Origin of the sequence: Streptomyces panaciradicis (assembly GCF_023516615.1) — a bacterium.
Lineage (GTDB): Bacteria > Actinomycetota > Actinomycetes > Streptomycetales > Streptomycetaceae > Streptomyces > Streptomyces panaciradicis.
In genome coordinates this window covers 1-13,025 of sequence record NZ_JAMGBF010000237.1, presented here as the reverse complement: position 1 = coordinate 13,025, position 13,025 = coordinate 1, and the positions used below count along the sequence as shown (strand labels likewise).

At 72.5% G+C, this 13,025-nt stretch carries 12 protein-coding genes; 10 read left to right on the top strand and 2 right to left on the bottom strand.

Annotated features, from left to right (window positions below):
* The coding region (locus M8J74_RS42420) for a hypothetical protein (protein WP_249841504.1) at positions 1–210 on the bottom strand (210 nt) is incomplete at its 3' end.
* A gap of 53 nt (positions 211–263) precedes the next feature.
* On the opposite strand from M8J74_RS42420, the gene M8J74_RS42415 reads away from it, so the two are divergent.
* From M8J74_RS42415 to M8J74_RS42385, 7 genes are all read left to right on the top strand, one after another.
* Positions 264–1,454 (top strand): cupin domain-containing protein, encoded by a 1,191-nt coding sequence (locus M8J74_RS42415; RefSeq protein ID WP_249841503.1) that lies wholly within the window; start codon positions 264–266, stop codon positions 1,452–1,454.
* Positions 1,455–1,597: 143 nt separating this feature from the next.
* Entirely contained in the window at positions 1,598–2,812 is a 1,215-nt protein-coding gene (locus tag M8J74_RS42410) for a cupin domain-containing protein (RefSeq protein WP_249841502.1), read from the top strand.
* Positions 2,813–2,971: 159 nt separating this feature from the next.
* Positions 2,972–4,243 (top strand): MFS transporter, encoded by a 1,272-nt coding sequence (locus M8J74_RS42405; protein WP_249841501.1) that lies wholly within the window; start codon positions 2,972–2,974, stop codon positions 4,241–4,243.
* On the top strand, positions 4,240–6,201 hold the full coding sequence (locus M8J74_RS42400; RefSeq protein WP_249841500.1) for a M13 family metallopeptidase: 1,962 nt from the start codon (positions 4,240–4,242) through the stop codon (positions 6,199–6,201). The genes M8J74_RS42405 and M8J74_RS42400 overlap by 4 nt, the downstream gene beginning before the upstream one ends.
* 17 nt (positions 6,202–6,218) lie before the next feature.
* On the top strand, positions 6,219–8,180 hold the full coding sequence (locus M8J74_RS42395) for a S9 family peptidase (protein WP_249841499.1): 1,962 nt from the start codon (positions 6,219–6,221) through the stop codon (positions 8,178–8,180).
* Between the two features lie 59 nt (positions 8,181–8,239).
* The gene (locus tag M8J74_RS42390; protein WP_249841498.1) at positions 8,240–9,589 is read left to right on the top strand and encodes a M20 family metallo-hydrolase; all 1,350 of its coding nucleotides are present in this window, start codon (positions 8,240–8,242) and stop codon (positions 9,587–9,589) included.
* Positions 9,590–9,636: 47 nt separating this feature from the next.
* Positions 9,637–10,233 (top strand): LOG family protein, encoded by a 597-nt coding sequence (locus M8J74_RS42385; RefSeq protein ID WP_249841497.1) that lies wholly within the window; start codon positions 9,637–9,639, stop codon positions 10,231–10,233.
* An 89-nt stretch (positions 10,234–10,322) separates the two neighbouring features.
* Here the strand turns inward: M8J74_RS42385 and M8J74_RS42380 are convergent, their stop codons facing one another.
* On the bottom strand, positions 10,323–11,240 hold the full coding sequence (locus tag M8J74_RS42380; protein WP_308406187.1) for a LuxR C-terminal-related transcriptional regulator: 918 nt from the start codon (positions 11,238–11,240) through the stop codon (positions 10,323–10,325).
* 280 nt (positions 11,241–11,520) lie between these two features.
* On the opposite strand from M8J74_RS42380, the gene M8J74_RS42375 reads away from it, so the two are divergent.
* The 3 genes from M8J74_RS42375 to M8J74_RS42365 all read left to right on the top strand — a co-directional run.
* A complete protein-coding gene (locus tag M8J74_RS42375) occupies positions 11,521–11,832 on the top strand; it encodes a hypothetical protein (protein WP_249841495.1) in 312 nt (103 codons plus the stop codon).
* A gap of 228 nt (positions 11,833–12,060) precedes the next feature.
* Positions 12,061–12,219, top strand: coding sequence for a hypothetical protein (locus M8J74_RS42370; RefSeq protein WP_249841494.1), 159 nt, complete (start codon positions 12,061–12,063; stop codon positions 12,217–12,219).
* Positions 12,220–12,270: 51 nt separating this feature from the next.
* The coding region (locus tag M8J74_RS42365; protein ID WP_249841493.1) for a ParB and winged helix-turn-helix domain-containing protein at positions 12,271–13,025 on the top strand (755 nt) is incomplete at its 3' end.

Here is a 13,025-nt window from a genome sequence, read left to right as displayed (position 1 = left end):
ATCAGTCGCCGGGAACAACCCGGGGAAAAAGAAGAAGGGAAGTGAGTCACGATGGAGAACGTCGAGTTCGACGACATCGAGTTCATCGAGACGGCCGAGGAGCTGCTCGCCACCTCCTACTACAAGAACATCCAGTAATTGTTCTTGACGTAGGCAGTGACGAAGGGCGGCGTCCCCGGACGCCGCCCCTCGCCCGGCCCACAGCCGCACGACCCTCACGGCTTCCCCGTCCCATAAGCAATCGAATTCATTGAGAGGCAGGCATGGCGGACTACGCATTCGCGGACCTGGTGGGAGACGAGCAGGTCTTCTTCGCCGAGTACTTCAACAAGAAGCCCATGCTGCGGAAGAACGCCGTGCCGGGGGACCCGCGCGACATACTCTCGCTCCGCAAGCTGGACCAGCTGGTGAACCTCGAGGTGATCCGGCCGCCCTACATCAAGGTCAACCTCAAGGGCAACGGCGTGCCCGAGCAGGGCTACAGCCGCAACGTCGTCGTCCAGGGGCAGACCATCACCGACGTGGTGGACCCCGAGAAGATCTACGAGCTCTTCCGGGCCGGCGCCACCGTCACCTGGTGCTCGCTCAACCAGATCGACCCGGGCATGCGGGACTTCACCCGCCTCATCACCGAGAAGATGGCCGTCCGCACCGACACGGTCGCCTTCCTGACGCCCGCCGGCAAGAAGGGCTACCCGCCGCACCACGACCCGGTGGACCTGTTCATCGTCCAGCTCGAGGGCACCAAGCACTGGAAGCTGTGGAACCCGCCGACCCCGCGCCTGGGCGACAACGCCCAGTACACGCTGGAGGGCCTCGGCGAGCCGGAGATCGAGGTCACCCTCCAGCCCGGTGACGTGCTCTACCTGCCCTACGGCACCCCGCACGCGGCGACCGCCGAGGGCAAGGCGTCGCTGCACCTGTCGATCATGATGCGTCCGCGCATGTGGCGGGACCTGCTGCGCGAGACCTTCGAACAGCTGCTGACGGACGAGGTGTTCACCGCGTACCCGCACATCGGCGAGCTGCGCGAGCCGGACGTCGAGGCCGTCTTCAAGGACAAGATCCAGGAGCTGGTGGCGCGTCTGGAGTCCGTCGACACCTCGGCCGAGCTGGACCGGCTCGCCGAGACCGGCCGCCACATGGACGGCAGCTCCAAGGGCACCACCTTCCAGAACATCGCCGACACCGACGACATCGGCCCGGACACGCGGTTGCGCCGCGGCGGCGTGGCCCTGACGTTCGGTGACGACGAGGGCGGCCGCACCCAGCTGGTCGTCAAGGGCCACAAGATCGCGGTACCCACTCCGATCGCCGAAACCCTGGCCGCGCTCGGCCCGGACGCGGAGATCGAGGCGTCCCACGTGTTCCCCGGTGTGGACGCGCTCCGCTCTGCCAAAGCCGCTCAAGGGCTCACCCGGCTGGGTGTGTTCGAGCTGGCCCAGGCCGGGTGACGAGCCGCTGGTACCCCTCGTGAACCGTCGCGGGTCCCTCGTCCGGGGGGCCCGCGACGGGGCCGCGGGGGGCCGGCGGCGTCAGCCCGGTCCCACCGGCGACGGGCCGGGACCCGACCCACCAGGAGGAGGCAGGAGAAACGGTGGACACCTATTCCTTCGAGGACTTCGTCGGCGACACGGACGTCTTCTTCACCCAGTACTTCGACCGCAGGCCGCTGCTGCGCAGGGGCGCGCTGGCGGGCCGGCTGGCCGGTCTGCCCTCGGTCCGGCAGCTCGACGACGTCCTCGCCCTGGAGACGGTCCCGCCGTCCTACCTGCGGGTGACGAAGGGCGGCAAGGGCGTGCCGTCCGGCGCCTACACGCGCACGGTGGCGCGCGGTGCCGCGCTCGCCGAGGCCCTCAACCCGGAGAAGGTGTACGAGCTGTTCCGCTCCGGCGGCACCGTCACCTGGAACTCCCTCCACCACGTCCTGCCCTCCGCCCGCCGTCTCCGGGAGCCGTTCGCCGACGCGTTCGCCAGCGAGGCCGAGGTCGTCGTGTTCGTCACGCCGGCCCGCACGGACGGCTTCTCCCCGCACCACGACTCCATCGACGTGTTCGTCGTCCAGGTCGACGGCACGAAGACCTGGCGGGTGTGGGACACCCCGGAGCACCGCCGCGGCGACGAGGGCTCCTACACGCCGGAGGAGCTCGGCGAACCCGCCCTCGAGGTGACGCTGGAGCCCGGCGACGTCCTGTACGTGCCGCACGGCACCCCGCACGCGGCGGCCGCCAAGAGCGAGCTGTCGCTGCACCTGTCGGTGGGCGTCGAACCGCGACGCTGGCGCCATCTGCTCCAGGACACCGTCGCCGCGCTGGTCGAGGACGACGACTTCCACGCCTTCCCGCACCTGGCCGACGGAGCGGAGGCCGCCGTCGCCGCGCTCACCGCGAAGGTGGAGCTGCTGCGCGACCGGCTCGCCCGGCTGGACGCCGCCGACGAGGTCAAGCGGCTGCTCGACGCCGGCCGCAGCCGGCACGGGGCGGGCCGCACCCGCGAGTTCGCGCGGCTCGCCGCGATCGACACGCTGGGCCCCGGCACCCTGATCCGCCGCACCGCCACCCCCGTCGAGATCGGCTCCACCGCCGACGGCAAGACCGGCCTGCAGGTGGCGGGCCACCGGCTGAACGTGCCGGACGCCGTCGCGGACGCGCTGCGCGACCTCGACGGCGAGCGCACCGTCACCGCGGCCGAGTTCTTCCCCGGTGTCCCCGAGGCCCGGTCCGTCGGCGTCGCTCGCGGGCTCGCCCGCCTGGGCGTCCTCGAAGCGGTCGGCGCCGCGCTGGGTGCCGGGACGGCCGACGGCGGCCGCTGAGCGGTCCACCGCGGCCGCGCGCCGATCGAGCTCCCGCGGCCGGCTCCCGGCCGGCCGCGCCCGCGCCGCTCCCGGCTCCGCGTCCCGTCGGGCGCTGTCCGCACCGGTGCGACCCCGACGCCGTACCCGTCCCCACGTCGAGAGGAAGTGAGCCACGAGATGGCCACCGACACCACGTCACCCACCACCGAGGCCGGGTCACCGCCGGTCTCCCGCACCGCCTGGCGCGAGGTCTACATCCTGGCCGGCATGCGCGGTCTGTCCTTCGCCGGCGACATCGCCGCCGAGACGGCCATCGCCCTGCAGCTGCAGGCCCAGGGCGCCGGCTCCTACGCCGTCATGGCGCTGCTGCTGGCCGCGACCGTGCCGCCGGTGCTGCTGTCGCCGCTGACCGGCAAGGTCGCCGACCGCTTCGACAGCCGCACCCTGATCGTCGGCGTCGGCACGCTGCAGGCCCTGGTCTGCGTGGCGATGACCCTGTGGACCTCGCCGGCCGTGCTGATCGCCCTGTCGGTCCTGCTGTCCGCCGGACTCGCCTTCACCCACCCGGTGTTCGGCGCGCTGCCCAGCGCCATCGTCGGCAAGGACAACGTCCCGCGGGCCTCCTCCATCTCCCAGACCTGGGCGATGGCCGGCATGGTCGCCGCCCCCGGTGTCGCCGGCTTCCTCATCGGCCGCTTCGGCGTGACCGTGCCGTTGCTCATCGACGCGCTCAGCTTCGCCGCGGTCGTGGCGGGCGGCCTGCTCATCCGCACCCGCCTGCACAAGGGCCGCGACGCCGCGGCGGCGGCCAAGGGCGGCGCGGACGCCGACAAGCCCGCCACCCCCTACAAGGTCACCTCGGACCGCTTCCTGACCGCCGTGCTCATCCTGAGCGGCGCGGTCATGGCGGCCGCGAGCATCATCAACGTCCTCATCGTCTTCTACGTCCGGGAGACCTTCGGCGCCTCCGAGGAGACCTTCGGCCTCATCATGTCCGCCTGGATGCTGGGCCTGATCCCCGGCGGGATGCTGGTGCGCCGGCTCAAGCGGCTCAGCCACGAGGCCATCCTGATCGGCACGTTCCTCTGCATCGCCGTGGCCATCCTCGGCACCGGACTGGCCCCGGGCGTGTGGTGGATCCTGCCGTTCTACGTCCTCGGCGGCATCGGCAACGGCGCCCAGGCGACGGTCACCCACATCCTGCTCAACGTCCGCGTGCCCGACACCCACCGCGGCCGTGCCTTCGCCGCACTCGGCGCCGTCTCCAACACCGGCCCGGCGCTCGGCTACCTGGTCGGCGGCGCGATCCTGAGCTTCACCACACCGCGCTACGGCTTCCTCGCCGCGGGCGTGTTCGCGCTGGCTGCCCTGGCCGTCTTCGCAGGCGGCGTGCTGAAGAACTCCGACGCCGAGGCGCCCGCCCCGCTGCTGAACGAGGCCGCGCGATGACGGTGGCCTCGGACCCGGCCCAGGCGCCGGCGTATCTGCCCCGCGGCACGGAACCCGACCTCTCCGCCAGGCCGCAGGACGACTTCTACCGCTTCGTCAACGGACCCTGGACGGACGGGTACGTGCTGCCGGCCCACCGGGCCGAGGCCACCACCCTGACCCTGCTGGCGGACAAGGTGGAGGACGACGTCGAGCGCGTCATCCACCGCGCCGTCGCCCACCCCGGACGCGGCGGCGCCGAGCGCCGCATCGCCGACCTGCACGCCAGCTTCATGGACGAGGAGCGCATCGAGGAACTGGGCGCCGCCCGCGGCTTCGCGGCCGACCTGGCCGGCATCCGGGCCGCGGCCGGCCGCGAGGCCCTGGCCGAGGTCATGGGCCGGCTCCAGGCCCAAGGGGTGGGCGGCGCCCTCGACTTCTCGGTCGCCGTCGACACCGTGGACGCCGACCAGTACGTCCTCACCCTCTCCCAGGCGGGTCTCGGGCTTCCCTCGGCCGGCCACTACGGACGCGCCGAGCTGCTCGCGCAGTACACCGCGCACATCGACGTGATGCTCGCCCACGCCGGGCAGACCGGCACCGCCCGGGCCGCCGAGGACGTCGTACGACTGGAGCGGGAACTGGCCGGCCGGCACACCGTGCCGCAGCCGGGCACCCGCGCCGCGGTCCGCCCGTGGACCGGCACGGTCGCCGAACTCGCCGCGCGCGAGGGCGGGTTCGCCTGGGCGGCCTGGCTGCGGGGCCTCGGAGAGGTGCCCGCAGGCGCCACCGTCCGGCTGCGCCAGCCGGACTTCGCCGCCGGCCTGGACGACTGGTGGCAACAGACCGGCCTGGACGACCTGCGGCTGTGGCTGTCGTGGCGGTACGTGCACGAGATGGTGCCGTTCGGGCCGCGACAGGTCTTCGCCGACAACTTCGCCTTCTACGGCCGCACCCTCAACGGCTTCACCGAGCCGCGCCCGCGCCGCCTGCGGGTGATCTCCTTCGTCGAGACCTTCCTCGGGGACGCCGTCGCCGAGCGCTACCTCGCCGAGCACCTCGCCCCGGGCACCGTCGAGGCCGCCCGCGACCTGGTCGGCGCCCTGGTGGACGCCTACCGCGCCCGGCTGGAGCAGGCGGACTGGATGACGGCCGGCACCCGGGACGCCGCCCTGCGCAAGCTCGGCGACATGGTCTTCGAGATCGGCGCCCCCGAGACATCCCGCGCCGACGGCGGCGACGCCCTCGACGTGGACCCGAGCGACCTGCTCGGCAACGTCAAGCGCGGCCGGCGCCGGCACATCGCCCGGGAGCTCGCACGCCTCGGCACCCCGGTCGACCGCACCGAGTGGAAGATCCACCCGCACCAGGTCACCGCGTACTACCGGCACGGACTCAACCAGGTGGTCATCCCCGCCGCGCTGCTCCAGCCCCCCGTCTTCGACCCCGCGGGCGACCCCGCGCGGAACTTCGCGCTGCTGGGCGCGATCGTCGGCCACGAGATGGCGCACGCCTTCGACAGCCGGGGCTCGCGCTACGACGGACGCGGCCGGCTGCGGGACTGGTGGGCGCCCGAGGACCGGGCCGAGTTCACCCGCCGCGCCCGGCTGCTGGTCGCGCAGTACGACGCCTACGAGCCCGAGGGCTTCGCCGGGACGCGGGTGAACGGGGCCCGCACGGTCGGCGAGAACATGGCCGACATCGCCGGCGTCACCGTCGCGCACACCGCGTTCACCACCCGTACCGGCGCGGCCGGACCCGAGGAGACGCGCCGCTTCTTCGCGCACTGGGCCACGATGTGGCGCGCCCGCACCACCGCGACCCGCATGGCCGAGCGGCTGGCGTCGGACCGGCATCCGCCCGCCGAGTTCCGCTGCAACGGCGTGCTCGGCCACGTCGGGGCCTTCTACGACGCCTTCGACGTGCGCCCCTCGGACGGCCTGTTCATCGACCCGGCACAGCGTTTCTCCCTTCTGTGAGTATGTGAGGACCCGACATGCTGCCCACCGACATCGAATTGCTGCCCGTGCTCGGGCGCCCCACGCTCTCACCGGACGGCGCCCACGCCGTGGTGGAGGTCACCCGCGCCGACGTGGCGGGCGACGACTACACCACCGAGATGCTGATCGTCGACACCACCGGCGCGACCCCGCCGCGCCGCGTCACCCAGGGCCCCTACGACGGCGCGCCCGTCTTCTCGCCCGACGGCCGGTTCCTGGCCTTCCTGCGCCCCGGCGCCCACGGCCGCGCGCAGATCCATCTGCTGCCGATGCGGGGCGGCGGCGAGGCCTACCCGGTCACCGACCACCCGATGGGCGCGGGGCAGCCGGTGTGGAGCCCGGACTCGACCCGGATCGCCTACACCAGCCGGGTGCCCGCGCCGGGCCGCTACCAGGGCCCGGCCGAGCAGGAGCGGCCGCGCCGCGTCACCACGCTCGTCTACCAGCTCGACGGCTTCGGCTACACCTACGACCGCCCCCGGCAGGTCTTCGTCACCGACCCCTTCGCCGCCGAGGCCGTGCCGCTGCAGCTCACCGACGGCGACTACGACCACGGCGACCTGGCCTGGAGCCCCGACGGCCGGCTGCTGGCCTTCGTGACGGCCCGGCACGAGGAGCGCGGCGACGACTCCCGCAACGACGTGTGGGCCGTCGGCGCCGACGGCACCGGTCTGAGGCCGCTGACCCACGGCGGGATGTACCTGTTCACGCCCCGCTTCTCCGCGGACGGCGGCTCGGTCGTCTTCTGCGGCGCGGAGCTGGACAAGAACAACAACTCGTGCGCCACGGCGAGTTACGGCCTGTGGTCGGTGCCGGTCCGGCCCGCCGACACCGAGCCGGCCGGCAGCCCGGTCGTACCGCGCCGCCTCACCGGCGACGCCCACCACCTCAGCTTCGCCAGCCAGATGATCTGGCCCGCCGCCGACGGCGTGTACTTCGCGAGCGACCACCGCGGCGAGGTCCACCTCGTCCTGGTCCCCTACGACGGCGGCGAGCCCACCCCCGTCATCACCGGACGGCGCCAGGTCAACGGCTACGCGGTCGCCGAGACGCCCGACGGGTCGGTCACCGTCGCCGCCGTCGTCGCCGGCGACCGCAGCGCCGGCGACCTGATGGTCTGGCGCGACGGCACCGAGCGCGTCCTGACGCCCTACGGCGCCGAACTCGCCGAGCGCGCCGGGCTGCTGCCGATGGAGGAGTTCACCGCCCACGCCCCCGACGGCTACCCGCTGCACGCCTGGGTGGTGCGCCCCGAGGGCCCCGGCCCGCACCCCGTGATCTTCCAGGTCAAGGGCGGCCCGTACACGCAGTGGGGCTACACCCTGAACGGGCCGGCCGCCTTCGACGAGGCGCAGGTGTACGCGAGCGCCGGGTACGCGGTGGTGCTGGGCAACCCGCGCGGCTGCTCCGGCTACGGCCAGGCGCACGGCGCCCACGTCCGCGACGACCTGCCGCGCCGGTCGGCCACCGACCTCCTCGCCATCCTCGACACGGCGCTCGAGTCCCCCGACCTGGACGCCGGCCGGGTCGGCGTGATGGGCGGCTCGTTCGGCGGCTACATGGCGGCGTGGTTCAACGCCCACCACGGCGAGCGGTTCCGCGCCATGATCGGCGAGCGCGGGCTGTACGCCATCGACAGCTACGCCGCCACCAGCGACGACGGGGCGGACCTCGCCGTCTCCCTGTACGGCGCCGACCGCGGCCGCTGGGCCGAGCAGAGCCCGCTGACGTACGTGGACCGGATGTCCACGCCGATGCTGGTCATCCAGTCCGAGGAGGACAAGCACTGCCCGCCGGAGCAGGCGCAGCGCCTGTTCACGGAGCTGAAGGTGCGCAAGGTCCCCGTGGAGATGCTGCTGTTCCCGGGCGAGGGGCACGACATGTCCCGCAGCGGTCTGCCCAGTCACCGGCTGGCGCGTTTCGAGGCCGTCCTGGAGTGGTGGGGGCGGCACCTGTGAGCGGCCTCGCCGATGTGGCGGGCCTCGCGGACCTTCGACCCGAGCGGGAGGACGTAACGATGGGCGACACCCTGGTACAGGGGGCGGACGGACTGCTGTCCCTGGACATCGACGCGGACCGGCTGCTCGGGCGGATCGAGGCCCTGGGCCGGATCGGGCTGGACGAGCGGACGGGCGGCATCACCCGGGAGGGCTTCAGCGCCGCCGACCGGGAGGCCCGCGGCTACCTGATGGACGAGGCGCGCGGCGCGGGCCTGGTGCCAGCCGTCGACGCGGCCGGCAACCTCATCGTCCGGCCGCGGCCGCGGCCCGGCGAGCACCCCGGGGACCGGCAGGTGCTGATGATGGGCTCGCACCTGGACACCGTCGTCAACGGCGGCCGCCTGGACGGCGCGTACGGGGTGCTGGCCGCCCTGGAGGTGCTCCAGACCGTCGCGGACAGCGGCGCCCGGCTGCCGTACGACCCGGTGGCGGTGGCCTTCGCCAACGAGGAGGGGGCGCTGTTCCCGCAGCCGTTCTGGGGCTCCATGGCGATCGCCGGGAGGCTGGCCGAGCTGCCCCGGGAACCGCGCGACCACGAGGGACGGCCACTGCGCGAGGCGCTGCGGCTGGCCGGCGGCGATCTGGACGCCCTCGGCACCGCGGGCTGGCCGCACGGTTCGGTGGCCGCCTACCTCGAACTCCACGTGGAGCAGGGGCCGGTGCTGGAGCGCGGCGGCAGCCGGATCGGGGTGGTCGACGCCATCACGGGCCGCACCGTGCTGACGGTGGAGGTGCGGGGCGCCGCCGGGCACTCGGGCACCAGCCCGATGGAGGGGCGCCGGGACGCGCTCACGGCGGCCGGCCGGGTGGTGCTGGCCGTGGAGCACATCGCGCGGGACAGGAAGATGTGCCGCGTGGGCACCGTGGGCCGCATGGACCTGCACCCCAACACGCCGAACACCATCCCGGGCACGGTGCGGCTGACCGTGGACCTGCGGGACACCGACGTGTGGCGGGCCGCGAAGGCCGAGGAGGCCCTGCGCCGGGCCCTGCGGAGCATCGCCGCGGACACCGGCACCGAGATCGAGGTGGTCGCCGAGACCCGCTCCGACCCGGTGTCCACCGACCCGGTGCTGCGGGCGGCCGTCGAGTGCAGCGCCGACGAACTGGGGCTGCCGTACGAGTTCCTGCCCAGCGGCGCGGGGCACGACGCGCAGATGATCGCCGACATCGCGCCCATCGGAATGATCTTCGTCCCGAGCATCGGCGGCATCAGCCACGTCCCGGAGGAGGACACCGCACCGCGCGACCTGGTCGCCGGCGCGCGGGTGCTGCTGCGTACCGCGCTGCGTGTCTCCGCGCTCAGCGAGCGCTCCGTGTCCGGGCGGCCGGCGCGCCGCGAACGGGCCGGTGCGCAGGACCGCTAGCGGTCCCACGAACAGGTCGGCATCAGTCCTCAGAGGAAGAAGAAGCCATGCAACTCAGGCTCAGCAAGACCGAACGCGTCGCGGTGTTCTGCGGCGCCCGGCCGGGTGTGCAGTCCCTGTACACCGACTTCGCCCGGGAGTTCGGCCGGATGATCGCCCGGCGCGGGCTCGACCTGGTCTACGGCGCCGGCGGCGTCGGGGTCATGGGCGCGGTGGCCTCCGGGGTGCTGGACGGCGGCGGCAGCGTCACGGGCGTGATCCCGCGCACGCTGCACGAGCGGGAGCGGGCCGACAAGGCGCCCGGAGAGGTCTTCGTGGTCCGCTCGATGCACGAGCGCAAGGCCCTCATGTACCGGCTCTCGTCGGCCTTCGCGGTGCTGCCCGGCGGGATCGGCACCCTGGACGAGCTCATGGAGGTGATGACCTGGAACCAGCTGTCGCTGATGGAGAAGCCCATCGTCGTGGTCAACCACAACGGCTTCTTCACCCCGATGCTGGCCATGCTCGACCATCTGGTCGCGGAGGGCTTCCTGCACGAGCACGAGCGGCGGCTGGTCCAGGTCGCCGGCACCCCCGAGGAGGCCCTGTGCCGGCTCGGCTTCCCCGAGCCGGCGGTCGCGACGCCGGCGCTGGTGCCGGCCTGACCGCCGCCGGCCCGTGCGAAGGAACGGCCCGGAACGGCCCGGCCGCGCGGACGGACCGCCCGAGCGAAGGGCGAATCGTATCTGCGGGGCTATTCCGGGAGCGCCGGCAGATAGCCCTTCTGGACCGCGTACACGCCGGCCTGGAACCGGCTGCGGGCGTCCAGATGGGTCATCAGACCGTGCGCGATACGGCGGGCGGTGCGGGCGGACACCCCGAGGCGTTTGGCGATCGCCTCGTCTGTGGAGCCCTGAGCCAGTAGTCTCAGGGCCTCGGACTGCTGACGCGTGAGACCGCCGGGATCCGGCTGCCGCATCGCGTCCAACGGATCGGCCGACTGCCAGACGCTCTCGAACAGGGCGTGCAGCGAGGCGATCATCCCCTGGGACGACACCTGTACGGCACCGGCTGCGGTGTTGTCGGTGTCGGTGGCCAGGATCGCGGCTTCCCGGTCGTAAATGATCATCCGGTTGGGGAGCGAGGGCGCCGTGCGGACCTGGCAGCCCTGCTCCACGAGCCAGTGCGCGTATTCCATGGTGTCCGGGCAGGAACGGATGGACTCCAGGTAGACCGTGCGCATGCGGACGCCGCGTTCCAGCAATTCCTGGTTGAGGGGGCGGGACGCCTGCATGTTCGCCGGCGTCTGGGGGCCGCCGGGTGCGAACGTCAGGAGTTCCTGGGTGACTTTGTCGTGCAGCGCGGCGAGGTGATCGCGTATGGCGTCGAGACCCTGCAGATGCTCGATACCGGTGGCGGACGGACCGGTCTGGCGCTGACCGTCGAATTCCAGGATCAGTTTCGCCGCGGCCGCCCGACTGGCCTCCAACCGCTGCTGCTGGGCGGCGAGCTGGGCCTGCTGCTGGGCCAGCAGCAGTTCCATGCCGACGTGCGGACTGACCGCGTACAACTGGTCCGGGTCCTCCGTCGAGGCGCGCACCAGCGCCATCTCGCTGAGGCGGTCGAGCGCCCCCCGCACCTCCTGCTCGGAAAGGGACAGAAGGGAACACACGTCGGCGACACCCTTGCGGGGATTCGCGAGCATCGCTTTGTAGACGGATTCCGTAACGGCGTCAAGACCCAGAACATGAAGCATCTATTTCGGCAGCCCCAAGTCGAAATTCAGCGTCGGACGACAACCGGCGGCGCTCAGCGGTCAAGGGTCAGATGACAGTACGTGACCTGGTTGTTACAGGCAAGCGGGTGTCCTTAATCGGACGTTTTGCCGCCCGGGTCAATGAATCGGTAAGGCGCATTCCCCGGGGGTGTTCCTGACTTTCCTGAGGTGGCACATGTATCTCGTCCATGTATATCTGCGGTCGCATCCGCGCGGCTGTGTCCTGCCCGACTGGACCGCGGCGGCCGTCGCCCGCTGCGGCGCGGAGGTCGACGGATTCGAGCATGTCAGCGTGCATCCGGCCCCGGCGTCGGCCCCGACCGTGGGGATCTTCCTGCGGGCGTCCTCCCTGGAGGAGGCCGAGACGGCCGCCGAGTCGCTGTGGCGGCGGACCTGCGCCGCCCAACCCCTGCTTGGGGGCTGGGAGTTGCGAAGTGCCGAAGTGCCGCTGATTGCGCCCGAATACCTGTCGTGGCATGCGGAATAATCTCGTCCACGCTTTGCGGTCCCTTGGCATAGTGCGGGGTTAATCGTGGGACCTTTTGTTCGCCTCTGTGAACCGGGGTGGACACAGTAGGCCAGGGCCGGTTTGCCCCGCACGGAACCACTGTTCCCGCCGTCATGGCTGCGACAAGACTTCTTCCTGCCAGCACAGGCCAGCAGAAAGGCAGAAGCCATGTCGCACAAGCTCTCCGCAACCGCTTCCAGTCGGCTCATGCGCAGTGTCATCGTGGCCGGAGCGGTCATCATGACCGCCGGCGCCGGTGCGGTCACCGCCGAGGCCCTGACTCCCGCCGCCGGCACGGCGGTCCACGCCTCGGCCGCCGGCTCCGCGCTCCCCCTGACCGGAGAGGACGACCTCGGCTGGCAGTGAGCCGTTCCGCATCGCCGTGCGCACGTGGGACGACTTCCAAGGGGGACTGCTGTGGAACGAGACACTCGCGACGACCCGGACGGCCGGGGCACCCGGGATCTGCCGGACGCCGAAGCGGCACCGGACGGCGCGGACCATCTGATCAGACTGCGCGACCGCGGATTCGAGGACCGGCCCGTCGAGCTGGTGCCGATCGAACGACTCGTCGTCGACTTCGACGACTTCTCGCCCCGCAGTGACGGCGAGGACGAGGACTACGTACGGACGCTGGCCGAGACGGAGGCGGAGTTCCCGCCCATCCTCGTGCACCGCGCCACCATGACCGTCGTCGACGGCGCCCACCGTCTGAGGGCCGCCTGCCTGCGGGGTGCCGACCACATCACCGCACGCTTCTTCGAAGGCGACCTCGCCACCGCCCGGCTGCTCGCCGTGGCCACCAACGTCACCCACGGACGGCCGCTGTCCACCGACGACCGCATCGCCGCCGCACGACGCATCCTCGCCGCCCACCCCAGCTGGGCGGACCGGGCCGTGGCGGCACTCGCCGGGCTCTCCGCGAAGGCCGTGGCCCGGCTGCGCGACGGAACCGGCCTGGAGGCCGGGGCGTTCAGGATCGGCCGGGACGGCCGCTCCCGCCCCGTCGACGCCTCGCAACGCCGTGAACTGGCGGGCGAGCTCATCCGGAGCGACCCCGGCGCCTCCTTGCGCCAGATCGCCGCGCGGGCCGGCCTGGCCCCGGCGACCGTCGCCGACGTGCGGGCCCGCATCCGGCGCGGCGAGAGCCCCGTACCCGACCGCGGCCGCGG

Excerpts from the sequence above, each read along its gene's own strand:
- M8J74_RS42390 (WP_249841498.1), top strand. The coding sequence starts at position 8,240 with ATGGGCGACACCCTGGTACAGGGGGCGGACGGACTGCTGTCCCTGGAC.
- M8J74_RS42395 (WP_249841499.1), top strand. The coding sequence starts at position 6,219 with ATGCTGCCCACCGACATCGAATTGCTGCCCGTGCTCGGGCGCCCCACG.
- M8J74_RS42400 (WP_249841500.1), top strand. The coding sequence starts at position 4,240 with ATGACGGTGGCCTCGGACCCGGCCCAGGCGCCGGCGTATCTGCCCCGC.
- M8J74_RS42405 (WP_249841501.1), top strand. The coding sequence starts at position 2,972 with ATGGCCACCGACACCACGTCACCCACCACCGAGGCCGGGTCACCGCCG.
- M8J74_RS42385 (WP_249841497.1), top strand. The coding sequence starts at position 9,637 with ATGCAACTCAGGCTCAGCAAGACCGAACGCGTCGCGGTGTTCTGCGGC.
- M8J74_RS42370 (WP_249841494.1), top strand. The coding sequence starts at position 12,061 with ATGCGCAGTGTCATCGTGGCCGGAGCGGTCATCATGACCGCCGGCGCC.
- M8J74_RS42415 (WP_249841503.1), top strand. The coding sequence starts at position 264 with ATGGCGGACTACGCATTCGCGGACCTGGTGGGAGACGAGCAGGTCTTC.
- M8J74_RS42375 (WP_249841495.1), top strand. The coding sequence starts at position 11,521 with ATGTATCTCGTCCATGTATATCTGCGGTCGCATCCGCGCGGCTGTGTC.